The organism is Alcaligenes sp. 13f (genome assembly GCF_020496585.1).
Classification (GTDB): Bacteria; Pseudomonadota; Gammaproteobacteria; order Burkholderiales; family Burkholderiaceae_B; genus Alcaligenes; species Alcaligenes phenolicus.
Genome location: NZ_JAHKKC010000002.1, coordinates 52,003 through 78,641, shown reverse-complemented (window position 1 = coordinate 78,641; position 26,639 = coordinate 52,003). Strand labels below are relative to the sequence as shown.

At 56.2% G+C, this 26,639-nt stretch carries 23 protein-coding genes; 3 read left to right on the top strand and 20 right to left on the bottom strand.

Annotated features, from left to right (window positions below; genetic code table 11):
• Positions 1-16 precede the first annotated feature (16 nt).
• The 4 genes from KOE80_RS01830 to KOE80_RS01815 all read right to left on the bottom strand — a co-directional run bounded on the left by KOE80_RS01830 (position 17) and on the right by KOE80_RS01815 (position 4,747).
• Complete coding sequence (locus KOE80_RS01830) at positions 17-841, bottom strand: carbon-nitrogen hydrolase family protein (RefSeq protein WP_088451818.1); 825 nt, start codon at positions 839-841, stop codon at positions 17-19.
• Positions 842-863: 22 nt separating this feature from the next.
• Positions 864-1,709: a serine hydrolase gene (locus KOE80_RS01825; RefSeq protein ID WP_035269792.1), complete on the bottom strand. Its 846-nt coding sequence runs from the start codon at positions 1,707-1,709 to the stop codon at positions 864-866.
• A gap of 19 nt (positions 1,710-1,728) precedes the next feature.
• Positions 1,729-3,141 (bottom strand): hypothetical protein, encoded by a 1,413-nt coding sequence (locus KOE80_RS01820; RefSeq protein ID WP_035269790.1) that lies wholly within the window; start codon positions 3,139-3,141, stop codon positions 1,729-1,731.
• 121 nt (positions 3,142-3,262) lie between these two features.
• The gene (locus KOE80_RS01815; RefSeq protein ID WP_035269787.1) at positions 3,263-4,747 is read right to left on the bottom strand and encodes an N-acyl-D-amino-acid deacylase family protein; all 1,485 of its coding nucleotides are present in this window, start codon (positions 4,745-4,747) and stop codon (positions 3,263-3,265) included.
• Positions 4,748-4,853: 106 nt separating this feature from the next.
• On the opposite strand from KOE80_RS01815, the gene KOE80_RS01810 reads away from it, so the two are divergent.
• Together KOE80_RS01810 and proP are read left to right on the top strand one after the other, a co-directional pair.
• Positions 4,854-5,798: a LysR family transcriptional regulator gene (locus KOE80_RS01810; RefSeq protein ID WP_035269784.1), complete on the top strand. Its 945-nt coding sequence runs from the start codon at positions 4,854-4,856 to the stop codon at positions 5,796-5,798.
• Between the two features lie 254 nt (positions 5,799-6,052).
• Positions 6,053-7,585, top strand: a complete 1,533-nt coding sequence (gene proP / locus KOE80_RS01805) for a glycine betaine/L-proline transporter ProP (protein ID WP_022983652.1) — start codon at positions 6,053-6,055, stop codon at positions 7,583-7,585.
• A 200-nt stretch (positions 7,586-7,785) separates the two neighbouring features.
• On the opposite strand, the gene fabG is transcribed toward proP, so the two are convergent.
• The 5 genes from fabG to KOE80_RS01780 all read right to left on the bottom strand — a co-directional run bounded on the left by fabG (position 7,786) and on the right by KOE80_RS01780 (position 12,200).
• Positions 7,786-8,526, bottom strand: coding sequence for a 3-oxoacyl-ACP reductase FabG (fabG, locus tag KOE80_RS01800; RefSeq protein ID WP_009456856.1), 741 nt, complete (start codon positions 8,524-8,526; stop codon positions 7,786-7,788).
• 312 nt (positions 8,527-8,838) lie between these two features.
• Entirely contained in the window at positions 8,839-9,780 is a 942-nt protein-coding gene (locus tag KOE80_RS01795; protein ID WP_226348212.1) for a pirin family protein, read from the bottom strand.
• A gap of 91 nt (positions 9,781-9,871) precedes the next feature.
• Positions 9,872-10,498, bottom strand: a complete 627-nt coding sequence (gene ycaC / locus KOE80_RS01790; RefSeq protein ID WP_026483600.1) for an isochorismate family cysteine hydrolase YcaC — start codon at positions 10,496-10,498, stop codon at positions 9,872-9,874.
• Between the two features lie 75 nt (positions 10,499-10,573).
• Positions 10,574-11,260, bottom strand: coding sequence for a hydrolase (locus tag KOE80_RS01785; protein ID WP_042485591.1), 687 nt, complete (start codon positions 11,258-11,260; stop codon positions 10,574-10,576).
• A gap of 61 nt (positions 11,261-11,321) precedes the next feature.
• Entirely contained in the window at positions 11,322-12,200 is an 879-nt protein-coding gene (locus tag KOE80_RS01780; RefSeq protein ID WP_226348211.1) for a pirin family protein, read from the bottom strand.
• A gap of 108 nt (positions 12,201-12,308) precedes the next feature.
• On the opposite strand from KOE80_RS01780, the gene KOE80_RS01775 reads away from it, so the two are divergent.
• The gene (locus KOE80_RS01775) at positions 12,309-13,214 is read left to right on the top strand and encodes a LysR family transcriptional regulator (protein WP_009456866.1); all 906 of its coding nucleotides are present in this window, start codon (positions 12,309-12,311) and stop codon (positions 13,212-13,214) included.
• A gap of 80 nt (positions 13,215-13,294) precedes the next feature.
• Here KOE80_RS01775 and KOE80_RS01770 read toward each other — a convergent pair whose 3' ends face one another.
• The 11 genes from KOE80_RS01770 to KOE80_RS01720 form a co-directional block, all read right to left on the bottom strand.
• Positions 13,295-13,492, bottom strand: coding sequence for a CsbD family protein (locus tag KOE80_RS01770; RefSeq protein ID WP_009456875.1), 198 nt, complete (start codon positions 13,490-13,492; stop codon positions 13,295-13,297).
• A 53-nt stretch (positions 13,493-13,545) separates the two neighbouring features.
• Positions 13,546-13,890, bottom strand: a complete 345-nt coding sequence (locus KOE80_RS01765) for a BON domain-containing protein (RefSeq protein WP_035269768.1) — start codon at positions 13,888-13,890, stop codon at positions 13,546-13,548.
• Positions 13,891-14,489: 599 nt separating this feature from the next.
• A complete protein-coding gene (locus KOE80_RS01760; RefSeq protein WP_226348210.1) occupies positions 14,490-16,307 on the bottom strand; it encodes an NAD(P)/FAD-dependent oxidoreductase in 1,818 nt (605 codons plus the stop codon).
• Positions 16,308-16,465: 158 nt separating this feature from the next.
• Entirely contained in the window at positions 16,466-18,421 is a 1,956-nt protein-coding gene (locus KOE80_RS01755; RefSeq protein ID WP_226348209.1) for a sigma-54-dependent Fis family transcriptional regulator, read from the bottom strand.
• 114 nt (positions 18,422-18,535) lie between these two features.
• The gene (phnX, locus tag KOE80_RS01750; RefSeq protein ID WP_035269761.1) at positions 18,536-19,363 is read right to left on the bottom strand and encodes a phosphonoacetaldehyde hydrolase; all 828 of its coding nucleotides are present in this window, start codon (positions 19,361-19,363) and stop codon (positions 18,536-18,538) included.
• 36 nt (positions 19,364-19,399) lie between these two features.
• Complete coding sequence (locus KOE80_RS01745; RefSeq protein ID WP_035269759.1) at positions 19,400-20,269, bottom strand: LysR substrate-binding domain-containing protein; 870 nt, start codon at positions 20,267-20,269, stop codon at positions 19,400-19,402.
• A 22-nt stretch (positions 20,270-20,291) separates the two neighbouring features.
• A complete protein-coding gene (locus tag KOE80_RS01740) occupies positions 20,292-21,587 on the bottom strand; it encodes an MFS transporter (protein WP_035269757.1) in 1,296 nt (431 codons plus the stop codon).
• Positions 21,588-21,715: 128 nt separating this feature from the next.
• On the bottom strand, positions 21,716-22,798 hold the full coding sequence (psrA, locus tag KOE80_RS01735) for an iron-containing alcohol dehydrogenase PsrA (protein WP_226348208.1): 1,083 nt from the start codon (positions 22,796-22,798) through the stop codon (positions 21,716-21,718).
• Positions 22,799-23,097: 299 nt separating this feature from the next.
• Positions 23,098-24,345, bottom strand: coding sequence for a type II toxin-antitoxin system HipA family toxin (locus KOE80_RS01730; RefSeq protein WP_226348207.1), 1,248 nt, complete (start codon positions 24,343-24,345; stop codon positions 23,098-23,100).
• A gap of 404 nt (positions 24,346-24,749) precedes the next feature.
• Positions 24,750-25,100, bottom strand: a complete 351-nt coding sequence (locus KOE80_RS01725) for a DUF6616 family protein (protein WP_226348206.1) — start codon at positions 25,098-25,100, stop codon at positions 24,750-24,752.
• A 278-nt stretch (positions 25,101-25,378) separates the two neighbouring features.
• Positions 25,379-26,620 (bottom strand): YncE family protein, encoded by a 1,242-nt coding sequence (locus KOE80_RS01720; RefSeq protein WP_226348205.1) that lies wholly within the window; start codon positions 26,618-26,620, stop codon positions 25,379-25,381.
• Positions 26,621-26,639 lie beyond the last annotated feature (19 nt).

The window sequence follows — 26,639 nt, the reverse complement described above, 5'->3', positions numbered from 1 at the left end:
CTGTTTCAGCACACAATCAAGAAGGAATAGGATACAGATCACCCCGGCGGTGCTGCCAGGCCGGGAGTGATTCACGCATGCGCTGCACGCGAGCGGGGTCCAGATCGGCGCAAATATAGCCTGGATGATCAGGCATACAGGCCAATACGGTGCCCCAAGGGTCAATAATCATGCTGCGACCCAAGCACGGCATGGCAGGACCGGGACCGTCGATCTGCGCGGCGGCCAGCACGTAACACTGATTTTCAATGGCTCGGGCGCGCAACAGCACTTCCCAGTGGTCACGGCCGGTATGCACATTAAAGGCGGCGGGCACTACCAGCACATTCGCGCCACGGGCACGCAAGGTACGGAACAGCTCGGCAAAGCGCATGTCGTAGCAAATGCTCAGGCCCAGATTCAGATCCCCGACCTGCACATTTTGCAGATGCTGGCCGTGGCAGAAATCGTCGGACTCGCGGTATTCCAGACCGTTCACCACCGCATCGTACAAATGCACTTTGCGGTATTGCGCCACGATTTCACCCTCTGGTGAAAACGTCACGCTCGTGTTGCCCAGGCGATGATCATCAGGACGGCGCTCGTGCATGGAACCCAGATGAATCCAGGCACCGGTGCGGCGCGCCAGGCTGGCCATGCGATCCGTCACCAGACCCGGAATGGGCGTGGCATTTTGCTGCAACCATTCCGTATCACCACGTACATCGCTGTACTCGGGAGTCACAATCAGTTGTGCGCCGTCTTTGGCAGCGGCCAGCACCCAATGTTCCAGCTGGTCCAGATTGGTTTGGCGGTCGCGGCCGCTATCCAATTGAACCAGGGCAACACGTGTCGTAGACATACTTTTATCCTTTCGGACCGGCTCAGTACTGCAGGGCTCGGGCCGTTTCCAAGGCCAGACGGGACAAGACACCCGCTCCCTGGCCACCGTATAAAGAGGTGCTGGTGCGGCCATCGGTAAAGCCATCAGCCATCACAGCCAGCACCACACTGCGTTCGCCCATCGTCAAGATACCGGCGTCGTGACGCAAGCCGGGCAAGGAGCCGGTCTTGTGCGCCAGTTGGGCGATAGAAGGCAAAATTGCCGCAAAGTGACCTCGTTCGCGCTGATCCGCCAGCATGTCCAGCCCCTGCTGACGCAGGTTTTCCGGCAGGGCAGGCGAATGCAATAGATACAGCAAGGTCGAGCAGGCATCCTGAACAGTCGTCCAGTTGTCTTTACCGGCCTCGCGCGCCTTCATGTCCATCATGTGGCGCTGCAAATCCGTGTGCTTCAAGCCGGCCTGGGCGCTCCAGGCGTTGATGTTATCCATGCCCAGCAAATCGATCAGGGCATTGGTGGCGACGTTATCGCTCAGGATAATCATTAAAAGAGCCAACTCGCGCAGGCTCAGGCTGGGCACGCCGGGCAGCTGACTCAAAATGCCGGTGCCAGGGGTACGGTCGCCCTCGGGCAGAGGGTAAACCGTATCGAGCGACAGCTTGCCCTGTGCCACCTGTTCCAGCAGGCACAGGAGCATGGGCGTCTTGATCAGGCTGGCCGAGGGCATGACGCGCTGCGCCTGCCACTCGAACAAGGAGGTACCGTCGGTAGCGTAGACCGCCATCGAAATACGGGCGGACTCCTGGGTCAGCAAAGGCTCCAGTCGTTCCTGCAGGCGCTCACGAACCAGTGGCGCATCCAGCAACTCGCTTCCTAAGGTAAACATACAAACACTCCTTCAATACTTAGACCAGAATCAGGAACAGGCCGACGAACATCAACAAGTTGACCGCCATGACCGCCCAGCCGTTATACAACATGTACTTGAGCTGAGTGGAACGCGCCAGGCCCATCTGGCCGAACATATCTGAAGAAGGGAAAGGACCAAACCAGTCAATCTGCGAACTGCCCAGAATCACGGCAGCAGTGGCTGCGGGGCCCACACCGGCGGCCGCCAGCACAGGACCAAAGATCTTGGCGGTGAAAGTCATCTGCGCCACGGCAGCACCCGGAATGTGACCGACCACGTTAAAGGCCACAATCAACATGCACAGCACGGCGCCACTAATACCGACCAGATAGGGCTGCACCGAATCCAGCAAGGCGTGATAGGCGTTCAACTGATCCACCAGCACCAGCACCGGGTTGAACAGCCAGAACAGGAAGAAAATCCAGATCAGCTTGCCCGCACCGGCATACATGGCCTGCAGAATTTCACGTGGGTTCATGCCACCGGCCAGACCGGTGGTGGCACCCAGAGACACCATCACAATAATGGCGTAGGCAAAACCGGCTTTGGAGGCAATACCCACTGCAGCCAGACCCACGATGGTTATGCAGAAAGCCCAGGCAGCACGCACGGCCTTGGGGGAGGCCTTGGCATTCACGTCAAAAGCAGCCTGACCTTGCGAGGCTTCTTCGTACTGGAAATGATCCTTGGTCATCTTCTGAATACGACCGGACATGAACCAGCCCGTCAGCAAGGTAGCAGCAGCCATGGGCAGACCGGCAACCAGCAGGTAATCGGTGTAGCTCAAACCGGTCAGACCCGTCACGGTCACCACGTTAGGGGTGAATGGGCCCAGCACCAGACCGGCGGAACCGGCGCTTTGGAACAAGGCAGCCACAGCAGGAGGGGACAGACGCACGGCCGCGGCAATTGGAATCACCACCGCAGCAATAATGGCGTTACCGCCAGCCAGCGTACCCAGAGCGCCACAGATCAAGGTGGAGGCCACCATGATGCCCAGACGCACACGTACCGGATTGGACAAGCCAATACGCTTCACAATGGCTCGCACCAATTGCTCGGCGGCACCCGTACGGGCAGCCACTTCACCCACCCCGGCGCCCAGCACAATAATCAAACCCACCACGGCAATGAACGAGCCCAGGGACTCGGCCAGCAGTTTGCCCATGGCAATGGGCGTCGTACTGGTCATGATGGCGCCCAATACAATCGCACCAATCGTGGCCAGAACAATATCCACACCCAACAAGGCGATAAGCGCAAACACCACTACCGGCGTCAAGCCCCACAGGGAGCTTTCACCCGGCATGTAAAAGTGGGTGTACAAGGCAATCGCCATGCCAATTAAAAACACCACCATGGCAGCATTGCGCTTGCCCGTTGGCATTTGTTGCTGAATGACACTCATGTCGTCTCCTTAACGATCCTTCCTGGCCAGTTTTCAAAAACCGGCCTGCATGTGATGCAATCGCCCTGCCCTGGTTGACCGCCCCAGATCACAGCGACTGTTTTCTTGTCCGACGCGCCGCTTATAGCGGGATAATCGGCGCATCCAGGCTTTGTGCCTGAGCGGCAAAGGCGCGATCAAGCACCTGGCCGGGCCGCTGCTCCGGGGCAACAGGGTGAACCTGTACGCCATTCACAAACACGGTCTGCACACCTTGAGACGGTAAGGTGGGCTCTTCCCAGGTGGCGCAATCTTGCACCGTTTCGGGATTAAACACCACCAGATCCGCCCAGGCGCCGACTTGCAACACGCCGCGGTTTTCCAGCCCGAAGACCGAGGCAGGCATGGCGGTCATTTTGGCCACCGCCTGCTCCAGGGACATCAGGCCATCTTCGCGTACGTACCGCCCTAAAATGCGCGTGAAACTACCCCACAAACGAGGGTGGGGGTGCGCATCCGCAGGCAATCCGTCCGAGCCCACCATGCAACATGGGTGGCTGAAAATGCGCTGGACTTCTTTCTCGTCCATCGCAAAATAAATCGCGCCAGCAGGCAGCAAACGCCGTGCGGCAGTTTCCCGGTCGCAGCCCCACTGCTCGGCAATCTCGGCCAGATACAGGCCATTGCACTCGGGGTGAGGCTCGGACCAGGTAATACGAATCTGGTCTATGGTGTGGGCGCGCTCGGGGATCAGGATCGTGGAGCTGCCCGAATAGGGATAAATATCCAGGGTGGCCTGCACGCCATCGGCGCGGGCCCGATCAATATTGGCCAAGGTATGGCTGCTGCGGCCCCAGTTGGCCGGCATCATGCACTTGTGGTGCGACACCAGGGTGGCGCACTGCGTCTGGCGGCCTACCGCCAGCACTTCTTCTACCGACTCCTGCACCGTATCGCCTTCATTGCGAATATGACTGGTGTGCAAAGAGCCTTTGGAAGCGGCAACACGGGCCAGACCTTCCAGTTCGGCCGGCTCGGCCATGCAGCCGGGCTCGTAAGCCAGGCCGGTGCTAAAGCCCACGGCGCCTTCTTCCAAGGCCTTGGCCAGCAAGGCTTCCATGGCCTTTTGTTCATCGGCATTCGGCTGGGACAAGGGGTCCTGCATCACGGCCATGCGCAGATTCGCGTGACCGACCAAAGCCGCCACGTTGATCATGGGCTTGAGCTTGCGCACGGCTTGCACGTACTGCGCCATGTCTTCAAACAAGGGAGAATCGCCCAGCAAGGCCAAAGCCGCTGCCGAGTTACCGGGCAAAGGAGCCGGGAAAGCGCTGACGCCACAATTGCCGACCACAACCGTCGTAATGCCCTGGCTGGTTTTCCAGTCCAGAACAGGCCGCTCGATGAACATCAAGTCATCATGGCCGTGAGTATCAATAAACCCGGGAGCCACCACATGGCCGCTGGCGTCCACCGATTGATCGGCGTGCCAGGCGCTCAAGTCGCCCACGGCGACAATCCGTCCTTCTCGAATACCCACATCACCACGCCAACGCGGGGTGGCCAAGCCATCAATAATCCAGCCATTGCTGATCTTGACGTCCAGCCTGCGGTCGTCTGTCTGCATCTACGTCTCCACTAACCCTCCCACAAAAAGGGGAGTTGACCGCATTATCCAAAGGTATTATTAATATGAAAAATTGTTTAAGTTAATTGATTAATCAGAAAATGATATGGACAGACTTCCCAAGCACATCACGCTCAAGCACTTGAACGCGTTTGTCGCCGTGGCCCAGGAGGCCAGTTTCACCCATGCCGCGCGTCGTCTTTTTCAAACACAATCCTCGGTCACGGGCCTGATCCAGCAGTTGGAAGTTGCCCTGAATACCACCTTGTTCAACCGCACCAGTCGGCGTGTATCCCTGACGCCTATTGGTCAGGAGTTCCTGCCGCGCATCACCCGCCTGCTGGCAGATTTTGATGGCGCCATCAGCGATGTCATGCGTTATGGGGAATTGAAAAGCGGGCGGGTCAGTGTGGCCGCAGCGCCGTCGGCCATTACGGATTTGATAGCACCGGCAGCCGCCAATTTCTCCCAGCAGCATCCGGCGGTCCGTCTGTATTTACGGGATGACAACTCGGGACGCATTCAACGCCAGATCGTGGCCGGGGAGATCGACTTTGGTCTGACCAGTCCCTGGGCGGATGTCCAAGGGTTGGACAGTCAACCCTTGCTGGAAGACCAGTTTGGCGTGCTCTATCGCAGCGACGACAAGCTGATCAAACCGGATGCCAACAACACGGTCAGCTGGTCTGCTCTGGACGAACGCAAACTGGTCGGCGTCGTAGACGAAACCGGGATCATGGCGGTGCTGCAGTCCCGTCCGGACCTGCCCATCGAAACCTCGGCCCCGTTTTATGAAGCGTCCAGCACCACCTCGCAAGCAGCGCTGGTGCAAAGTGGTCTGGCCATTGCCCTGCTGCCTGCCTTGGCTGCACAACGGGTCTTGATGCCCGGTCTGAGCTTCTCCTTGCTGCAGGCCCCCACGCTGGTCCGTACCTTGTGTCTGATGTTTCACCAAGAGCATGACTTGACGCCCGCGGCAGCGGCATTGGTCGATGAGGTGCGAGCCTACGTGAAAAAAGCTCCTTTACCGCCTGGATGCCGCGCTCTGTAAGCATGTGCAAATATGGTGGGAGACAGGCTTGGGCTCAGTAACAATAAGGACGGCAAGTCGCGTCCCGTTTTTCTCGCGACTTGGCCCTGACTGCTCGACCCTTTCCCTTCGATAGACGAACAGCAAAGCCGGACGTAGAATCGCCTTCAAGCCTCGCCTGATCAGAATGCCGTCATGCCAGTGCTTCTTCTCTGGTATCGATCGCACACAGGGCGACCCTGCAGGTCATTGTCCTGCTCTCCAGGAGAAGCCATATGACGCAGTCCTCCGCGGCATCCAGCAACGCCAAGCCGCTTCACATTGACGACATTACCGTCGTAGACAACAGCAAACTTAAAAAAGCCGTAACCGCCGCTGCCTTGGGCAACGCCATGGAATGGTTTGACTTTGGCGTTTACGGCTTTGTGGCCGCCACCTTGGGTAAAGTCTTTTTCCCCGATGCCTCTCCCGCAGTACAAACCATCGCCGCCCTGGGTACCTTCTCGGTGCCCTTTTTGGTGCGGCCTCTGGGCGGGGTGTTCTTCGGGCTGATGGGAGACAAGTTCGGGCGTCAGAAAGTGCTTTCCCTAACCATTATCATCATGGCCATCAGCACCTTCCTGATCGGCTTGATTCCCTCTTATCTATCCATCGGCATCTGGGCACCCATTTTGCTGCTGCTGTGCAAGCTGGCCCAAGGCTTTTCCGTAGGCGGTGAATATACTGGCGCGGCAGTTTTTGTGGCCGAATACGCGCCCGACCGGCAGCGCGGGTTCCTGGGTAGCTGGCTGGACTTTGGCTCTATCGCGGGCTTTGTTCTGGGCGCCGGTTTGGTCGTGCTGCTGCAAACGTCCCTGACCGAAGAGACCTTCCAGGATTGGGGCTGGCGCATTCCTTTCCTGATTGCCGGTCCACTGGGTATTTTGGGCTTGTACCTGCGCCATGCCGCTGAAGAGACTCCCGCCTTTACCGAGCAACTGGAAAAGATGGAGAAAGAAGACCGCGCCGCCCTGACAGAGCGCCCCACGGTTTCCTTTGGCGAGATCTTCTCCAAGTACCGTAAAGCCCTGCTGATTTGTATTGGCATGGTGCTGGTCACCAACATCACCTATTACATGTTGCTGACCTATATGCCTACCTATCTGTCCAGCAGCCTGGGCTATGCCGAAGAACATGGTGTCTTCATTATTGTGGTGGTGATGATAGGGATGCTGTTCGTGCAACCGGTGGTGGGTTTTGTCAGCGACAAGATAGGTCGCAAACCCTTTCTGATGGCCGGTAGTCTGGGCCTGCTGATCTTTGCGATTCCCGCCTTTCACTTTATTGGTAGCGACAGCAATGTGCAGATCTTCCTGGGGCTGCTGATTCTGGCCGTTTTACTGAACTGCCTGACCGGGGTCATGGCCTCTACCCTGCCCGCCCTGTTCCCGACCCGGCTACGTTACAGTGCCTTGGCCGCCTCCTTTAACATCGCCATTATTGTGGCGGGCCTGACGCCTACGGTTGCGGCCTGGCTGGTGGAGCAGACCAACAACTTGCTGGTGCCTGCCTACTATTTGATGTTTGCCAGTGTCATCGGCTTGATTACCGCCCTGTTCCTGCCCGAAACGGCGAACCGCCCCTTGCGCGGCGATACACCTACCGCCTCCAACCGCAAGGAAGCCAAGGAACTGCTGCAAGAAGCGTATGACCACATCGAACAAAGCGTGCAAGATGTGGAAGAAGCCATTGCCAAGGCCGAGGAAGAACTGGAAGCCTTGAAGCAAAAACGCCAGCGTCTGGTGGACCGCCACCCCGAGCTGGATTAATAAAACAGCCCTCTCTATATAGAGGGTAGGTGCTGTCGGATGGGGGGCCTGAAACGCCCCCTGCAACTTTCACAGCGGCAACGCCAAACCGCTTGTTCCCGTAGAAAAAGCCTGAATCTGCTTTAAGTCAGATTCAGGCTTTTTTGTGGCGGCTCAGGATTCAAACAGGAATCCTCCAAGCCATCGTTCAGAACACGGTATTAAACCGTCAAACCGCCCGACACTTCCAGCGTCGTGCCATTGATGAAGCTGGCTTCATCCGAGGCCAAAAACGCATACACATTGGCGATCTCTTCAGGCTTGCCCATGCGGCGCAGCCAGCAATGATCACGAAAGCCTTGCAGCACTTTTTCGGGGATGGTTTTCAGAATGTCTGTCTCGATAAAACCGGGACAGACGGCATTGACGCGTATCCCCTTGGGGCCCAACTCCCTGGCCCAGGTTTTGGTAAAGCCTATCACCCCGAACTTGCTGGCCGCGTAATTGGTTTGACCATAATTGCCGTACAAACCCACCACGCTGGAAGCGTTCAGAATGGAACCGCTTTCCTGCTCCAGCATCACCGCGGCCACGGCCTGAGTGAAGTTGAAAACCGCTTTCAGGTTCACATCAATCACATCATCAAATTGCTGCTCGGTCATGCGCACCAGCTTGGCGTCCTTGGTGATCCCGGCATTGTTCACCAGCACATCAATGCGGCCAAACTTTTGCTTCACATCCGCCACCATGGCGTCAATCTGTGCACGGTCCGTCACATCCACGGTGTAGCCTACGGCGGTAACGCCATTACCACTTAAAGACTGCGCTGCTTGATTGACGGCATCCGCATTACGATCACACAACACCACAATCGCCCCTTCCTGGGCAAACTTCCTGGCTGTTGCCAAACCAATTCCAGCTGCCGAACCGGTGACTATGGCCACTTTATCTTTCAATCGCATTCCAGCTACCTTTTAGAAATTGTTCAACGCTGTTGTGCAAACAAAAGGGCTTGACCGCAGCCGTACAGACCTTTTCCTGTGGCCTTGCTTGCACCAGCACACTGTTTTGTACTCCGATCACAGGCAGACCGCCAGTCACGGTAGGCAAACTGTACACAGACACAATGGCCCCGAAAGGGGCCATCTGAACAACGGGATAAGGGCGAAATACACATGCGCCATAGCCCTGCTCGGAAACCAGGACAGGCAGCCAGCAAACCACCGCCAGCGTCATCGCAATAGACGATCAGAACCAGCAGCCGTCACTGAAAATCAGTTGCTTTCCCATGGCAGATCCGGCGCAATCAAGGGTTCACCGTCATAGCCATGCACCACACCAAAGCGCTCATGGGCCGCACGCCAATCGCGTTGTGCCTGGCCGATGACATCCTTGTTTTCACCAACAAAATTCCACCACAGAACCAGCTCCTCGGTATACGGCTCGCCACCCAGCACAATGACTCGGCTGCCGGCGCTCAGACTCAAGCTCAACTGCGTCAGGCCACGGCCCACATAGGCCAGTTCATTGGCCTCGAACTGCTCGGACTGAATACCCAAGGTGCCTTGCACGACTAAAAAGCCATACTCAAACTCGGGATTCAAATTCAGTCCCACTTCCCCAGCCTTGGAGCTGCTCAAATCCACCCCCACCATAGGCGAATACATTTTGCTGGGTGCCTGATGCTGTGCATAGGTACCGGCCAGCAGGGTAAAGTCGCACTCGCCCTCACGCCAATGAGGCAAGTCAGGATGGTGGTCAAAAGCGGGTTCACAGGTGGCGTCCTTGGACGGCAAGGCAATCCAGAGCTGAACCGCATGCAGCTTGTCCTCGCCGGGCAAAGACTCCTCGGTATGGCTGATACCGCGTCCGGCTGTCATCAAGTTCACCTGACCAGGCTTGACCACTTGCACATGGCCCAGGCTGTCACGGTGCAAAACCTCGCCCTGAATCATCCAGGTAAAGGTTTGCAGGCCAATATGTGGATGAGGGCCCACACGCAGGCCGGATCCCGACGTGAACACGGCGGGCCCTGCATGATCCAGAAAGCACCAGGCCCCCACCATGCGCCGTTGCGAGGAAGGCAGAATCCGGCTGACGGTAATGCCCCCACCCACTTGTGCGCCGCGCCCGGCAACACGTTGAACACGTTTTTCGCCGTTGATGTCTTCGGGACAATCAAAGGATGAAGAGACTTCGGAACTGTGTGTACTCATGGGTCGAACTCCTGAAAACAGATCTGGGGGCTGGGTTTCAAACAGCCAAAAGCGCTGGCCACTCAAGTGACCAGCGCAGCGCCGAAGCGATTTACTTACCGGATGTGAACTTGGTGTGGCTATTGATCAAGTTGCGGTAGTCGGGGATATGGTTGGAGAACAAGGCACCCAGACCTTCCACGTCGTTACGCCAGTCGCGGTGCAGTTCGCAAGCCACGCCAAACCAGGTCATCAGCTGAGCACCAGCCGAGGACATGCGATCCCAGGCCGAGTGACGTGTCAGTTCGTTGAATGTGCCCGATGCATCGGTGACCACAAACACATCAAAGCCTTCTTCCAAAGCCGACAGGGCCGGGAAAGCCACGCACACTTCAGTCACCACACCGGCAATAATCAGCTGCTTCTTGCCCGTTGCCTTGATGGCTTTGACGAAGTCTTCGTTATCCCAGGCGTTGATCTGGCCAGGGCGAGCGATGTAAGGCGCATCCGGGAAGGTTTCTTTCAGCTCGGGGACCAAAGGACCGTTAGGGCCTTCTTCAAAGCTGGTGGTCAGAATGGTGGGCAAGTTGAAGTACTTGGCCAGATCGGCCAGAGCCAGCACGTTGTTCTTGAACTTGTCTGGATCAATGTCACGCACCAGAGACAGCAGCCCCGTTTGGTGATCAACCAGAAGTACAGCGGCTTGGTCTTTATCAAGACGTTTGTAAGGCGTAGTCATCTCAGTCTTCCTTAACGATGATTGAAAGGGGCGGGTGCGGGGACTGCACCCGGTACTGCAAGAGCGCGGCGTTGATTAACGCTGCGAATCCAGCTGTTCCTGATTCTTGAGCACGTCCTGTGCTTTGGCATAGCTTTCGATCAGCAACTGATAGGCGGGGAAAATCTTGGTGTAGACCTGGGCCCATTCCTGGGCATCAGGGCGGTTCCAGGTGCGCTGCAGTTCGGAGGCAACAGCACCCGTATCGATAGGCACCACACCGGCCTGCATCATGCGAGCCAGGGTAATTTCCTCGGCCATCTTGGAGTAGGTGCCGGAGGCATCAATCACCACAAACACCTTGTAGCCTTCAGCCACCGCGCTGATCGCAGGGAAAGCCATGCACACGCTGGTAATGGTGCCGGCAATGATCAAGGTCTTACGGCCGGTTGCCTTGACGGCGGCAACAAAGTCCTCGTTGTGCCAGGCATTGATCTCGCCCTTGCGTGCCACGTATTGGGCGTGGGGAGCATTCTGGTGAATCTCGGGAATCAGAGGACCGTTCGGGCCTTGGGGCACGGAAGCCGTGGTAATCACGGGCAGCTTGCTCAAGGTGGCGATTTTGGCCAGTGCTGCCGCATGGTCACGCAAGGTGGTCATGGGCATGTCCTTCACGGTCTGAAACAGGCCGCTTTGGTGGTCGATCAGCAGCATGACTGCATCATCGGGATCAATTACGGGAGCGGCACCATTAAAGTTGGCTACATTGCTGGGGATAGTCATCATGTTTCTCCTGTGGATGAGAGACGGGGGCCACCTGAATGCGGCCCCCGCGGGCCTTGCACTACGATGCCGACCCTGGTGCCATCGCACCAAAGCGGCCACTGCTGAAGTCATCCATAGCCTCCAAAATCTCTTGCTTGCTATTCATGACGAAGGGGCCGTGTCCCACAATGGGCTCATCAATGGGTTCACCACTGATCAGCAAGACAACGGCGTCATTATTGGCTTCCACGCTGAACTGGCTGCCTGTCCGATCCAGCACGACCAGTTGCCCTTCACGAGCCACGCTTTGACCATTGACCAGTACGGTGCCTTGCAGCACCACCAAGGCGGCTGTCCAGCCTTCAGGGCTTTCCAGCTCGGCAATACCCCCCTGATTCAGACGCATATCCCATACATTCATGGGAGTGAAGGTCCTGGCAGGGCCAGTGGCACCGTCCTTTTCTCCGGCGATCACGCGCACCATGCCAGCAGCATCAGGCAGTGCGACCACAGGAATTTGCTGGTCGGTAATGGCCTGATAGCCAGCGGGAGCACGCTTGTCTTTGGCAGGCAGGTTGACCCACAGCTGCACCATTTCCAAAGTGCCGCCAGAACGAGCAAAAGCGTCGGAGTGATACTCCTCGTGCAAGATGCCCGAGCCGGCCGTCATCCACTGCACATCACCGGGGCCGATCGTGCCGCCCTGGCCCGTGGAGTCGTGGTGTGAAACCTCGCCCTTGTAGACGATGGTGACGGTTTCAAAACCCCGATGTGGGTGCTGGCCAACGCCGCGCTTGTGGTTGCTGGGAGCAAACTCGGCAGGGCCGGCATAGTCCAGCAGCAGGAAGGGGCTCAACTGTTTTGCGTGTGTGTGGTACGAAAACAGGGAGCGAACGGGGAAGCCGTCGCCCACCCAGTGAGGACGGGGAGCGCTATAGATACCAAGAATTTTCTTCATGTCCATCTCCTTGTTTCAACATAAGAGACAGAATAAACTCGGGACAACGAAGCCAGTAGCCCCCTAAATCGGCCATCTATGTTCCATTTATGGAACGATAAAACTGCCATGCAAGATTTAAACGACTTGTACTTCTACGTTCAGATTGTGGATCACGGCGGCTTTGCCCCGGCCGGTCGCGCACTGGGTTTACCCAAATCCACGCTTAGCCGCAGGCTGGCTGCACTGGAAGAGCGCCTGGGAGTGCGGCTGATCCAGCGCTCCACCCGCCGCTTTACCGTGACCGAGATTGGCCAGACCTATTACGAGCACTGCAAGGCCATGCTGGTAGAGGCCGAAGCGGCACAGGCAGCCATCGAACTGACACGTGCCGAGCCGCGCGGTGTGGTGCGCCTCAGTTGCCCCATCACCTTACTGAACGCCCATGTCAGTGATATGTTGGCCGACTTCATGGTCAGCTACCCGCATGTCACGGTGCAATTGGATGCCACCAACCGGCGCGTGGACCTGATCGGGGAAGCGCTGGATATGGCGATCCGCGTGCGCCCGCCACCATTACAAGACAGCGATCTGGTGATGCGTGTTCTGTCCGACCGCAGCCAATGTTTGATAGCCAGCCCGGAGCTGATTGCCCGCCACGGAATGCCCGGCTCACCCGCTGATCTGGCGGACTATCCCAGCCTGGCATTGGGGCTGCCACAACAAAGCCATACCTGGACCTTGTATGGTCCCGATGGCGCACAAGCCGTGCTGCATCACACGCCCCGCCTGATTACCACCGATATGACGGCCTTGCGCTGCGCAGCACTAAAAGGCGTTGGTGTGGTGCAGTTGCCTACCCTGGTAGTCTGCGATCAATTGGCCGACGGCTCTTTGGTGAAACTGATTCCGGACTGGGCTCCACGACGCGAAATCATTCATGCCGTGTTTTCCTCCCGCCGGGGGCAGATGCCAGCTGTGCGAGCATTGCTGGATTACCTGGTCGAACGCTACCAGCAGATGGATGAGGACTGACAGCAACCTTGCCAAGGCACAAAGAAAAACGCCCTGCATATGCAGGGCGTTTTGTAGTCCTGGGCAATCAAGCCAAAGGATCAGGCGCCGCCATTAAAGTCGCGAACTTGCTTTTCAGCTTCTTCACGTGCAATGCCGTAGCGTTCCTGAATTTTGCCGACCAGATATTCGGTATTGCCTTCGGCAACATCAATATCGTCATTGGTCAGTTTTCCCCATTTGGCCTGAATCTTGCCAGACAGCTGTTTCCATTTACCTTTGATCGTATCTTCATTCATAGTCGTTCTCCTGTTTCAACGGGAATTCACAATGAGGATTGATGACGGAACTTTTATTCCGGTTTTACTTTCAATCCCGACGAATCGACTTTCACAACGCCTTTCACACTTTCCGTTGCAGCAACGGCTTTCTTGTGCTCAATTTCACTGGGCACGGTACCGGTCAATGTTGCGACGCCATTATTGGTCTCAACAGAGATATCCGTGCTCTTCAAATCCTTGGTGCTGGCCAGATCAGCCTTGATCTTGGTGGTGATCCAGGTATCGCTGACGGCTTCACCTGCGGTTGCCGAGTGATCCTGATTAACGGCTGGCTCATTAGCCATTGCCCCGCTTTGTAAACCAAAACTCAAAGCGGTAGCCATTAATACACTGGATAGGATGGCAGATTTTTTCATATAAGTTCTCCAATATCAGAAAGGGAATTTTTAATTTAAAAAACCCTTTACCCCTGCTATTAAAAGGAGTCCAAATCAATCAACAAAAATTTCGTTGTTTGCGATGGATGGTTCCACCGTAACATTCCCGATCAGGCTGGAAACTACGAAATGCTACAAGCGTTTTCTTTATAAGTAATTTCTTCAAATTTCACACATCCCTATTCACCTCACTTATGGCAAGCGGCTTGTGTCAGGCCAATCCTGGCCATCATGCTGGCTAGACAAAATCCGCCCTGAGACGCAGCACGGCTGGTTTCCATACGTTCCTGCCGAAGAAACGGAGGCCCCTTTGACGCGAAAAATTCTGGGCACGAACAGAGCAGTCAAGCAGAGCCTCGCTCACTGGATAGGAACCGCTCGGGGCAGATACATAAAGTAAAAAATTTAGCAGGGCTGCTAACAAAACCACCGCCTGGGCCGCGATGCTTGCCGCGCAAACACGCCCACCGCAGCTAACAAGCGGAAAAAAAAGCCAGATCATCGAATTGATAATCTGGCCAAAATCAGAACAAGGTGCAGACTGCGCACTCTCACCCAAACAACAAAGTCACTATCGATCAACGCAGATGATGCACCTCCTGCATCCCGTAAACCTGCACCGGCAAGCCCGCCTGACGCGCTTTAAGCTGCAAGGCCAGGTACTGGGAATAATGACGCGACTGATGCAAATTGCCGCCATGGAACCACAAGTTCGGCTGTTGCGTTGGCTTCCACATATTGCGCTGCTCGCCCTCCCAGGGCCCTGGATCTTTGGTGGTTTCCGAACCCAAACCCCAGCACTTGCCTACCCTATCCGCCATTTCCTGGCCTGCCAGATCGGCCACCCAGCCATTCATGGAGCCGTAGCCGGTGGCATACACCACCAGGTCCGCAGGCAATTCCGTACCGTCTGTCAGCACCACAGCGTTCTCGGTCAAATGACTGATACCGGTCCGAGACTTCAACTTGATGCTGCCATCAATAATCAGCTCGCAAGCGCCCACATCGATGTAATAGCCCGAAGCACGACGCAGATACTTCATGAACAAACCGGAGCCATCGTCACCCCAATCCAGCATGAAGCCTGCCTCCTCCAGCTTCTGATAGAACTGTGCATCGCGCTCGCGGATCTTGTCGTACACAGGAATCTGGAAGTCCGCCATGATGCGGTACGGCAGAGAGGCAAAGAGCAAATCTGCCTTGCGCGTGGTGACTCCCGATGCCAGTGCCCGTTCAGAATATAGATCTCCCAAGCCGATCTCCATCAAGGAGTCGGATCGCACAATGTGGGTAGACGAACGCTGCACCATGGTGACATCTGCCCCCGCCTCCCACAGCGCCGCGCAAATATCGTGCGCCGAGTTATTGGCCCCGATCACCACTACTTTCTTGCCCGCATATGCTTCCGGTCCGGGATGCTGCGAGGAGTGCTGCTGTTCACCCTTGAACACATCCTGCCCCTTTATGCTGGGCACATTCGCCTTGCCGGACATGCCCGTAGCAAAGACCAATTGCTGTGGCCGTAATGTCATGGTCTTGCCATCACGTTCGATCTCCACTTCCCAGGTCTGGCTGGACTCGTCGTAGCGCACCTTCTTGCATACGGTGCTGCTCCAGTAATTCAGCTCCATCACCTTGACGTACATTTCCAGCCAGTCGCCAATCTTGTCCTTGGGTGCAAAGACAGGCCAGTTATCGGGGAAAGGCATGTAAGGCAGGTGGTCGTACCAGACGGGGTCGTGCAGGCACAGCGACTTGTAGCGTTTGCGCCAGCTATCGCCAGGGCGTGCATGTTGATCAATGATGAGCGCGGGTACATTCAACTGCCGCAGGCGCGCGCCCAGCGCAATACCACCCTGCCCGCCGCCGATCACCAGCACATAGGGCTGCTCGGTCGTGCCCAACTCAGCCTGCTCCTGTTGACGACGTTCCTGCCAGGTCTGACGCCCACGGCGAATGCCATGCTCGGCCCCCATGGGGCGGCGCACACCCAAAGGCTCCTCGTGCCCTTTCAATTCCGACATGGTGGTCAGAAAGGTCCAGATCTTCCCGTCCTTGACCCGAATATGGCCGTAGCCACGCGCCACGTCAGTTTCCACACGAAACCAGCCCTCCACCAAACCTTGGCCGTCGTCACTGACCGGCTCGGCACTGTCGCGCTCGAACCTGGCTGACACGGCACCTTGTTGTTGCTGCGTCAGCATGTCGCGGATCTGGTCGCGTCCTTCCATGGTTCGGATATTCCAGGTGAACATGACCAGATCACGCCAAAAACATTCTTCGGCAAACAGGGCTGCCGCATCGTCCGGTGCATTGCTGGCAAGCGCATGGGTCAGCTGTTCAAGAACCGTGTCCAACTGTCGCGCAGACGGCTGCAGTTGCTGCTGTGTTTGCATGATTTGTCTCCATATCGTTTTAATGTTGCGCCGGGCTTTTGTTGCCCAGCTATGGAGTACATAGCAAACACCGTGCCAAACCGGGAGTGGCTTGTTTTAAAGGGGCGCTGCCTGTTTTAAGGCGGTGAAACTGTGCCAGCGGTGACACAGGTAGTGCATCAGGTGTCGCAACCTGTGTCAGAGGGCGACTCTTGGCGAGCTACGCCTGCCCGTTTGATATAACGATGCAAAGTGGACCGGCTGATACCCAATTGCCGGGCCGCCGCACTGACGTTATCGCCACAGGCCTGCAAAACCTGCTGCCAGGACGACTCTCCGGCAGAGACGGCTGCGGCCGTTGGGCTGCCTGTAGATGTGGCCAGACGCCGCTCTCGCAAGGCCTCCGGCAAATCCTGCACCTCAATGCAGGAACCTTCCGCCAAGGCCAATGCCAGCACCAGCGCATTGTCCAGCTCGCGTAAATTACCCGGCCACTCGTAGGCTTGCAGCGCTTGCCAGGCCTCGGGAGACAAACCGGGCACATCGCCTTTATTACGCCGATGCAATATCTGCTGCACCAACCATTCCAGATCACTACGCTGACGCAAAGCGGGCAAGGCCAGCACTGCCGCATTCAAGCGATACAGCAAATCCGCACGAAAGCGGCCTTGCTCTACCAAGGCACTTAAATCATGGTGGCTGGCTGAAATCACACGCAAATCTACCCGCTTGCCAGTGCGTGCGCCCAGTGGCATCACCTCGGATTCGGCCAGCACCCGCAATAAACGGCTTTGCAGGGCCAGCGGCATATCGCCGATCTCGTCCAGGAACAGGGTGCCTCCATCAGCCGCCTCGATCAAACCCGCACGGCCCCGTGCAGCACCGCCGGTGTACGTACCGGCCAGATAGCCAAACAATTCGCTTTCAATCAGGCTCTCGGGCAAGGCCGCACAATTGACGGCCACAAAATTCCCGCCACGACCGCTGGCCGTGTGAATCGCACGTGCCAAATACTCTTTGCCCGAACCTGTTTCGCCCTGCAACAACACCGGCATTTCCCGCGTTGCCAAACGCGCGGCTTTCAATAGCATGGACTGCATGGCCGCATCTGTGCCTGCCAAACCTCGCAAGGCTTGTGGCAAGGCGGCATCCACGGCTGCCCCATCCATCCCCACAGACCGGTTGCTCAACACACGTCGGGGTTCAATGGCATGGGCAAACAGCACACTGCAATCACGTGCCATAACGACACGCTCCTGCGTGGGGCGGTAACGCATCAAGGTCGGCAACTGGTCCACTTCCAGATGCAGAAAGCGCATCAAGCTCTGCCCCAACAAGCCCGCAGGATTACGCCAATCCACTCCCGCCGCCCGCGCCAGAATGCGAGCACCCGTATGCGTCATGCCCTTGATACGGCCGGAGCCATCAATCGCAATAGCCGCTTCCGGATCAATATCCAGAAACTCCGGCGACTGCGACAAGCATAAAATCCATTCCTGACGGTGACAGGCCATCAAATTGGCCAGCTCAATACGGCGGGTCGCCGCATTGGCAAGGTGCAGGGCCAAACCTTGGCTGGCCTTGGCCTGCGGCGACTGCAGCAAGGATAAATCCAGCACCGCAGCCAGCTCGCCGTCGTAATGATAGATAGGCGCCGCCGTGCAGGACAGGGGCGCATGCATATGATCGAAATGATCGTTTTGATGAATGGTCAGGGCCTCGCCCGTGTGCAGGCAAGTACCCACCGCGCAGGTCCCTGCACGCTCTTCAGACCACTCCGAGCCCATATACAGACCGGCCTGCCGCAAGGCATCACGCTGTCCATCCGAGCCCAGGAAATCAACCGTGACGCCCTTGTTATCAGATAGCAGCAGCACGTAATTCAGCCCGGAGACCTGCTGATAAAGACGCTCCAGCCCGGAGCGCGCAATATTGATCAGGGCCTCGGACTGCTGACGATGCTCGCGCAATTGGGAATCCGGCACGATATAGGCCTCGCAAGCCTGCGCCGGGTCCAGTCTGTGATGCTCAATGCATCGTCTCCAGCTGTGGACCACAGCCTGATCGCGCCGGGACAGGCTGCCCTGCCAAACAGCCGTGATCTCTTGGACATGTGCCACATGTGAAGACTGCATCAGACCTCATCCCGAAAATAGGCCAAACCCCGGGCGGGCGTGGCCTATCTTTCAGTGTGCCGCCATGCTTAGCCGCCGTACATGGAGGTTTTCCTTGAGATGCGGTGCAGCAAATCAGCTGCTTTGAGGCATTTCCCCATTGGCCAAGCGGCGGTTGATGTCTGCCAGCACCTCGGGCAGATCAACAATGGTATCGATCAGATAATGCGGGCGCGAATCGCTGAACATGGCCCCAATACGCTCGCGTTCGCTTTGCAGCTTGTCGGCAGGCAGCTTCTTGAACTCATCGTAGGTCAGACCCAGAGCATTGCCCGAGCAGGTTAGTGCCACGGTCCACATTCCCGCACTGCGCCCCTCCACAATGCCGGGCCAGGTGTCATCTACTTTGACGCAGGCGGCCACGTCCGACACACCCAAGGCAATCACGTTGGCCAGCGACTGAGCCGGGTACGGGCGGCCATTGGGCACCTCATCCGTTGCGACCACGCATTCTGCCATGTAGCCATTTTTCGCTGCCAGTTCGACCACTTTATCCATGACCACTTTGGGGTAGCCAGAACACGATCCTACTTTGACACCGGTACTTTTCAGGTTGGAGATTACTTCCAGCGCTCCCGGAATCAGGGCCGAGTGCTCGGCAATTTTTTCGATCTGCAAAGGCATGAAGCGCTCGTAAATCGCCGTGACATCGTCGTCGCTGGGGACACGGCCAAACTTGGCTTTATAGCGCTCGGCAATCTCGGGCACATTGCACAAGGTGCGAATGTGATCCCACTTGCCCATCCCCATGGGGCCACGAGCTTCTTCCAGGGACACTTGCACACCAAACTCGGCAAAAGCCTCGACAAAAATCTGCGTGGGTGCAAAAGAGCCAAAATCAACGACAGTGCCTGCCCAGTCAAAAATAACGGCCTGTACTTGTTGAGGTTGCTGATACGTCATCATCGTTCTCCAAACGCGAAATGCGGTGTAAACAAGCTAATGGGTGGATTCCAGATCCATGAACAAATCATTAATAAGTGGTCGGTCTTTTCGTAATTCCAGGCAGCACAGGTAGTAGTCGATATAAAAAGGATGCTGGTCGAACGTGATCAGCCGGGTACCGGGAATATCCACATACTCCGGCGCTGAGACAAAACCAATGCCCAGCCCTTTACGTATGGCATGCACAATGGCCTCGCGGCTGTTCAGTTCCATCACGCAATTGATCCTGATCTGATGCTGCCTGCAACCCTCCTCAATAATCTGGCGGGTGCGTGAACCTTGCTCCCTCAGCACGACAGGCTCATCCTGAAGCTGCTGAACCGATACCCGACCCTGCGAGCACCAGGGATGCTTTTCGGGCACTACAGCCACCACCGGATAGCGCTGGTAAAGCCGGGTGTACAAGCTTGGATCTGATTTGGGATGCGCCAGCAAGGCCACATCCACATCAAAGTCGTAGAGCTTTTCCAGCACCTCGCTGGCCGAGGCAAAGTAGGTTTTCAATTCAATATCCGGATTGTTCTGCCCCAGCTTGAAAATCAGATCCATCGCGATAGGTGGCGAGACCGCCCCCACTCGCAACAGGCCGGATTTACGCTGCTTGAAACTCTCCAGCAATTGCACCGCTTCCTCTTCAAGATCAAACAAGGGCTTGGTGATCTCGTAGAGCTGCTGTCCGGCCGAGCTCAGTTCCAGCTGATTGCCGGAGCGATAAAACAGCTCGACATCAAAACGCTTTTCCAAAGCCCGGACTTGTTCGCTGACGGTAGGCTGCCCAATGCTGAGATAACGTGCGGCCGAGGTGAAACCGCCGGTATGGGCGACGGCATAAAACGATCTCAACCATTTGTGGTACTGGTGCATGGACAAGCCTCAGGAGTGATGATTAACGACGTATGAATAGTGCCACCAGTGCACTGCAGGCACACGCAATCAACACAATCACAAAGATCAGCGAGGTATCCCCCGTCGAGTCCAGGACGCTCCCGATCATGGGCTCGGCCAGACCGGCGAACAGATAGGAAGAAAAGTTCATGACACCGGTTGCCGTGCCCGAACGTTTGGCTCCCACCAGATCGGGACACAAGGCCCAGAAGCTGGAAGCGGGTCCATACACAAAGAAACCGCACAGAAATAGCGCCACCAGGCCCAAAGTGCTATGAACCGGCAAGGTCCACATCCACAGGCTGGTCAAGGCACCCAGGCTCGTATAGAGCATGATGGCCAGGTAACGCTTGGAGCCAAACAGGCGGTCTGAAATCCAGCCATTGCTCAGCGCTCCAACGGCCATGCCCACTGGCAGAGCGATCGTGATCCACTTGGGATCAATCAGGCTGTCGCCCGTCTTCCAGTCCGCGCCCAGAAAATGGACCGGCACCCAGACGATCAAGCCGTATCGGGCTGCATTCTGAAAGCCCAGGGACAAGGCAGCGATCAGCAGGCGCTTGTTTTTCAGAACAGCCTTGTAACGCTCCCAAGAGGACTCCTTCTCCCCTTCCAACGCCTTGGCCTGATCGTTGGCATTGGCCACTCCCGTATCGGCCAAAGGCTCAAAGCCCATATCCTCTGGCCGCTCGCGAGCAACCAGATAAAACACGATTCCGCCCAGCAACATCAGCAATACGGGCAGCCGGAAAATCCAGCGCCAGTCCAGATGCATGACATCGATCACCACGATCGAGGTGACATACGACAGAATCGACGCACAGCCTGCGGCGAACACGTATAAGCCATAGGCCTTGCCGCGCTCGGACACACCCCACCAGTTGGAGATCAGGCGACTGCCCGGTGCCCAGCCCAGCGCCTGAAAGTAGCCATTGGCACCCCAGGGAATGATCAGGCTGAAAAAACCAGTGGCAAAGCTGGCTACCCAGTTCGCACCACACGACAGAATCGCGCCAGCAGACATGATGCGACGACCGCCATACTTGTCCGCCAGATTGCCATTGATGGCTTGTCCAATGGCGTAGGCCCATAACAAGGCGGCCGATACCCAGCCCAGGGCAGCACTGCTAAAGCCAAACTCTTCTTTCAAGCCCGGAATTGCAAACCCGAAAGTCTGCCGCCCGGTATAGAAAAATAGATAACAGAACATCGCGGCCAGCAGCATGCGCCATTGGGCCCGACGAAACGAAGACCCGGATGCCGCCGTGGCCCCCGACAGACTTGTTGCGTGATTCATAACCAGCTCCTTTCACTCCCCCGCTGCTGGCAAGCCAGGCCAGAGGAATGCTCTATTCATGCGGTATGAGAAGGGGGGGAATCTTTCCTCTCTCCCTTCATTCGTTTGTCTCTCGTTTTTTTTATGATTCAAGCGGCGATAAAGTTCTTGCCGCGTGCACCCTGCAAGGCATAAGTAATCATGGCAGCCTGCTCGTCCGGCCCTACGCCGTAGTCCTCAAACTCGGTCTTGACGCCCACACTGAGCAAGAAGTCCCGCAAATGAGCTTGAGCCTGCTTGCGATCAGGGCCAAACAGGCTTTCAAACACCAGATCCCGAGATGGATCGCAGCCCCAGGCCAGGCCCAGTACAAAGGGCAAGGTAAAGGAGCAGGCGATGCCATGCGGCAAGCCGTGACGCAAGGTCATTTCGTAAGAGATGGAGTGCGCCAGGGCGGTCTTGGTATTGGAAAACGCCATGCCCGCTTTCAAGGCCGCCAGCGCCATTTTGGAGCGCAGCTGGATATTACCCAGATCCTTCTGCAGCAAGGGCAAATAGGTAAGGATGTCCTGAATGGCAGAGACCGCAAAGGTGTCGGAAATGGGGTTGGCATTCACATTCCAGATCGACTCCAAGGCGTGCGACAAAGCATCCAGCCCAGTTGAGACCGTCACTTTTTCCGGTACTGTCAGCATCAACTCCGGATCAATAATGGCGACGGCAGGCCAGGTTTGCTCCAGATGCAAAGAGTACTTTTTCTGTGCTTGCTGATCCCAGATCGTGGCCCACGGAGTGACCTCGCTGCCGGTCCCTGCGGTTGTAGGCACCGCAATCAAGGACTTGACCTGAACAGGAGTAAAAGCCTTGCCGGTGGACAAGAGATTCAGCAGTTCCTGGAAAGTGCCCGTCTGAGTCCCCACAATCAGCGCCTTGGCCGTATCAATGGCACTGCCCCCGCCCACGGCCAGCACAATGTCCGTTTGCCCGGCTTGCTGCCAGAAGGACTCGTAGACATCCTTCAAGTAACTGACATCGGGATTTGGCTGCACATCTTCGACAACATGAATCAGCCTGTCGCCCAGCAAATTCCCGATACGCTCAACCAAACCCAGCCCACGAGCCTCCAGAAAGGTCACCAAGGTGACTTTCTTGTTGGCCGCCAAGGTAGAAATTTCATTCAAACTTCCCGGGCCGAAGCAGGTCCGAACCGGGTTGGAAAAATACGCCGTCATGGTTTGCCTCCTTATTGTTACTAGTCATCGTAGAGAGGCATACCAAGGGGGACAAATCGATTAATTCGCACTGGCTATCGATGCAACCAATAGCAAGGGCCATAGCAATCGAGTTATAGGGAATACAAGACAAGAAAGGCTGGACGCTTCTTTTGCATGCTAGGCGGATGCACCGCGTGCGATTTATTGATCACTGTGTTTGTGCGATTGAAAGCCCTGGCTCAGCATGACGCCGAATCAGGGCTTCGCAAGTACCTCAAATCAAAACTTTGGGGCATTTCTCGGGCATGTCCGAGTAGCTACCTAATGCGCATGCGCCGCAGTCCTTCAGACAACCTCTCCTGCATGAGCGACTCCAAACGAGGTCCGAGCAGGAGACGCACCTGATCAAACTGCCCTTCTATCCTGTCCAGCAGCCGATCAAGCAGCTCCGCCGCCTCTTCATCACCTGACAAGCCAAAGGCTTTTGCATCGTGTAACGCATTGGCTCGACTGATCTGGCGGCTTCCATGACTCAACTCCATCGCCAGATACTGAGGGGTGAAATCCGGATTAGGAACGACATCAAAAGCGGGCGTCAAACGCCATCGGCCCTGAGCATGAAGATAATGAATGGCATGGTTGCGGGGATGATCATCATCATTGCCAATGACCGCATTGAAAATCATGCGACAGAACAATTCAATGGCGTCCTCCTGAGGGGCACCTATCATCGTCAACGTTCTGGCCAAGTTGGGATAACTCCAGGCCGATGAGCCTGAATGACCGGGATACTCCGTCTGCAGCAAGGATGCCGCACTCAATGTCATGACCCTAAGCCCATGTTGGCGATCAAACCTCAATGAGCGCATCACACTCAGGGCGGAGTCCTCACCCAAACCTGTGTACGCGGTTTGGGCAAAGTTCAAGCCCACTGCCCGACCCCACTCTTGAGTTGCATGTTCAAGACGCGGAATATCCTCGGTATCAGATGGCAGAATCGGTTTCACAAGCCAGAACTGATCACCATCACGAACGGTTGCTTTCGGTCTGGCTCCACCCATACTGGGTGTGGCCATCAGCCGGCGACGTAAATACGGGTCCACCGGAGGGCGGCGCAGTTGCATTGCTTGCAGCTCTGCGCTCAGCTTTTCAATTTCTGTGATGGGCGGTGCGGACAATTCTGCGATCGAGGGTTTAGGCGAAGAGCCGACCGCCAATGCTCCCCAGCGCTCCGCATTACCAGCCTTCAGAAGATAAGCATGGTTTGGAGAGCTATCGCTTAATCCGTGTTGCCTTTGAATGAGTAACCGGCCCCAGGCGTCGGGACAAGTATCACGTAGCGCATCATGCAGGCCACCGTAGCGACTCGCCTGAATTGGGACGGAGCCACTCAGCGGTAAGTTAACCGGATCAATTGACCATGGCAGACCTGCATCCTGATAGCTAGGCGCATAAATGAATTGGCCAAGCTGAGCTGACGAGTCGTGGCTGTACCGACCCACGGTCACCCATTGCCCCGTGTCAGGCCGCTGCAAATAGACGTATAAAGGCTTAGAAATACTCATCGTCATCTCTGTCCAGTCTTGCGCGCCCCTTCATATCTCCACTGCTCCAATGAGCATCAGGCATAGGCACGATGGATTCGAGCAGACCAAGCGCTGCCAAGGCAGTCAAATAGCTCCCCATTGCCACAGCCGGATCGCCTCGTTCCATTCGGCGTAATGTACTTTCTGAGACCTCGACTCTTGAACTAAAGACTTGAGCTGTAATTTTCTGAGCAACACGTTGAGTACGAATGCAGCGCCCCCACACCAGAGTCCGTGACTCGACGGCTGGCAGGTAAAACGGAGTAGGAGCGAGTTTCTTGGGCATGGTGCAGACAACCATAATCGTTCATAGATAACCGTTTATATCACATAAACTCTGATCTATGAACGTTTTTTAACCGCCCCGCCTGACTGCCTGCCCCTCAAACAGGCTGAGAATCCTTAGCCAGCTCCGCCAGGTGTTGAGCAAAACCCCCTTCTGCTCCCGCCGCATTCACATGATCGAAGTACTCGTACCAGCCACTGGCTTTAATGCCGGCCAGCAAGGCCCGGCAAACTTGTTGATCAGGGAAGCGCCAAACACCCATGAAACGGTGCGCACTGGAGCAATCAATATCGTGCTCGGTAGCGGTCAGAGCCAGCACCTCAATACCAAGGTTTGAGAGGCCACCCATCGCCTCCTGAAGACTTGTCAGAAAGGTCTGGCGCTGCTCGACGGGCAAGGCATTCCACTTGGTATTAGGCGTGTAAAGCTCGATCAAATAATGAGACATGGGCTGTTTTCCTTTCACTGAGGAGACGTAATAGGGACTGAAGAATTGGATATGTAGCGTTTACAGGTGGGGCAACAAAGAAACTGCGTGCAGCGCAAGACTGCAGCACTGTTTCACCCTTTCCACATAGAACATGCCATTTGATTAGATATCTAATCTTATAGATTACGAATAAATTTCGCAAGCAATCCATACACGTAAAAAAGCCCGAGTTCGGCATCACGCCAAACCCGGGCTTTGGGTCCCACCTTGTCAATCAATCAGGCTGCTTTGGCCTTTTAGAACTGGATGCGCACCATACGCTCTTTAGTCCCTTTTTCCTTGCTGTTGCCGTCGTTCTTCACCGACACATACAAGGCTTTTTCAGCGGGGATGTATTCCAGACTGTTGGGGTGTGGAGCCAGCTCAATGGTTTGCAGCGGCTTGTAGTTCACCGTATCGAAAATACTGACCGAACCCTTGCCCTCTTTCTCGCGCACACCGCCTCGGTTAGCGACAAACAGACGCTGGGATTCGGCGTCAAAACGCACACCAATAGGCACTTCGCCGGTAGGCATGGTTGCCAGGGTTTTACCGTTGGATGCATCCAGCACAAACACTTGATGACCAGCGCTGCGGCGCTTGTATTCACGCTCCAGATGCAGGTTACGCGCGTCATCACGGTCAATCCCCTGGTCCACCCCGAACAATCGGTTCTGCGCCGGGTCATACGCCAGGTTCAGCAACTGGTCGGCTTCAATTTCCCAGACCTGATCGATGTTCAAGGTCTGGCTATTTACCACCATGATTTGGCCCTGCATATTGGAGACAAACAAGCGGTTATTGGCCTCGTCCAGGGTGATGCCCACGACGTTATAGCCAAAGCCTGGCAGCACTTTTTCCAGCTCCAATGTCCGGGTATTCACCACGAACAGCACACTGTCAAAACCCAGGCCCAAGCCAGGCGCGAACACACGGTGGTTTTTCTTGTCCACGACCAGTTCACGCGTCTTGTACTGGAAGTCCTCGGTAATCTTGAAACGCTCCATCATCTTCAGCAAACCGTCTTTGCGTGCCTGGCCAAAATCAGCCGCGTTGATGGTGTCCTGAAAATTGATTTTTTCCTGCACCCGAATGCGCTTGATGACCTCGTTCTTGACGGTATCAACCACGGCAATCGTGCCGTTGAAACCTTGAGTCAGATACAGGCGGTTGGCGGCATCATCCAGGGCTACCCCAAAGCTCTTGGCCTCCATGGGAATCTCTTGCTTGATTTCCAGGGTCTTGGGGTCCAGCACCAGCGTGCGCGACAAGGTCTCGTCCTTCCAGTTGGGAGAGGACACGTACAAGCTGGATTGCGCAGGGCTGAAGACGATTTCCAGAACTTCGGCGGCAGTCGGTTTTTGCATGATCTGTGCTTGGGTAACGGCTTGATAGCCTGCAGGGGCAGGAGTTTTGGCGTGTACGTAGCCGGCCGACAAGCTCATTGCAATAGCAAGGTACAGACCACGCACAAGATGGCGAGTAGTAGACGACGTCATAATTTAGGCTCGATAAAAG

What these genes read in the sequence shown, in the direction of transcription:
- KOE80_RS01830 (WP_088451818.1), bottom strand. Translation starts at nt 841, where the DNA reads ATGTCTACGACACGTGTTGCCCTGGTTCAATTGGATAGCGGCCGCGAC.
- KOE80_RS01825 (WP_035269792.1), bottom strand. Translation starts at nt 1,709, where the DNA reads ATGTTTACCTTAGGAAGCGAGTTGCTGGATGCGCCACTGGTTCGTGAG.
- KOE80_RS01820 (WP_035269790.1), bottom strand. Translation starts at nt 3,141, where the DNA reads ATGAGTGTCATTCAGCAACAAATGCCAACGGGCAAGCGCAATGCTGCC.
- KOE80_RS01815 (WP_035269787.1), bottom strand. Translation starts at nt 4,747, where the DNA reads ATGCAGACAGACGACCGCAGGCTGGACGTCAAGATCAGCAATGGCTGG.
- KOE80_RS01810 (WP_035269784.1), top strand. Translation starts at nt 4,854, where the DNA reads ATGGACAGACTTCCCAAGCACATCACGCTCAAGCACTTGAACGCGTTT.
- proP (WP_022983652.1), top strand. Translation starts at nt 6,053, where the DNA reads ATGACGCAGTCCTCCGCGGCATCCAGCAACGCCAAGCCGCTTCACATT.
- fabG (WP_009456856.1), bottom strand. Translation starts at nt 8,526, where the DNA reads ATGCGATTGAAAGATAAAGTGGCCATAGTCACCGGTTCGGCAGCTGGA.
- KOE80_RS01795 (WP_226348212.1), bottom strand. Translation starts at nt 9,780, where the DNA reads ATGAGTACACACAGTTCCGAAGTCTCTTCATCCTTTGATTGTCCCGAA.
- ycaC (WP_026483600.1), bottom strand. Translation starts at nt 10,498, where the DNA reads ATGACTACGCCTTACAAACGTCTTGATAAAGACCAAGCCGCTGTACTT.
- KOE80_RS01785 (WP_042485591.1), bottom strand. Translation starts at nt 11,260, where the DNA reads ATGACTATCCCCAGCAATGTAGCCAACTTTAATGGTGCCGCTCCCGTA.
- KOE80_RS01780 (WP_226348211.1), bottom strand. Translation starts at nt 12,200, where the DNA reads ATGAAGAAAATTCTTGGTATCTATAGCGCTCCCCGTCCTCACTGGGTG.
- KOE80_RS01775 (WP_009456866.1), top strand. Translation starts at nt 12,309, where the DNA reads ATGCAAGATTTAAACGACTTGTACTTCTACGTTCAGATTGTGGATCAC.
- KOE80_RS01770 (WP_009456875.1), bottom strand. Translation starts at nt 13,492, where the DNA reads ATGAATGAAGATACGATCAAAGGTAAATGGAAACAGCTGTCTGGCAAG.
- KOE80_RS01765 (WP_035269768.1), bottom strand. Translation starts at nt 13,890, where the DNA reads ATGAAAAAATCTGCCATCCTATCCAGTGTATTAATGGCTACCGCTTTG.
- KOE80_RS01760 (WP_226348210.1), bottom strand. Translation starts at nt 16,307, where the DNA reads ATGCAAACACAGCAGCAACTGCAGCCGTCTGCGCGACAGTTGGACACG.
- KOE80_RS01755 (WP_226348209.1), bottom strand. Translation starts at nt 18,421, where the DNA reads ATGCAGTCTTCACATGTGGCACATGTCCAAGAGATCACGGCTGTTTGG.
- phnX (WP_035269761.1), bottom strand. Translation starts at nt 19,363, where the DNA reads ATGACGTATCAGCAACCTCAACAAGTACAGGCCGTTATTTTTGACTGG.
- KOE80_RS01745 (WP_035269759.1), bottom strand. Translation starts at nt 20,269, where the DNA reads ATGCACCAGTACCACAAATGGTTGAGATCGTTTTATGCCGTCGCCCAT.
- KOE80_RS01740 (WP_035269757.1), bottom strand. Translation starts at nt 21,587, where the DNA reads ATGAATCACGCAACAAGTCTGTCGGGGGCCACGGCGGCATCCGGGTCT.
- psrA (WP_226348208.1), bottom strand. Translation starts at nt 22,798, where the DNA reads ATGACGGCGTATTTTTCCAACCCGGTTCGGACCTGCTTCGGCCCGGGA.
- KOE80_RS01730 (WP_226348207.1), bottom strand. Translation starts at nt 24,345, where the DNA reads ATGAGTATTTCTAAGCCTTTATACGTCTATTTGCAGCGGCCTGACACG.
- KOE80_RS01725 (WP_226348206.1), bottom strand. Translation starts at nt 25,100, where the DNA reads ATGTCTCATTATTTGATCGAGCTTTACACGCCTAATACCAAGTGGAAT.
- KOE80_RS01720 (WP_226348205.1), bottom strand. Translation starts at nt 26,620, where the DNA reads ATGACGTCGTCTACTACTCGCCATCTTGTGCGTGGTCTGTACCTTGCT.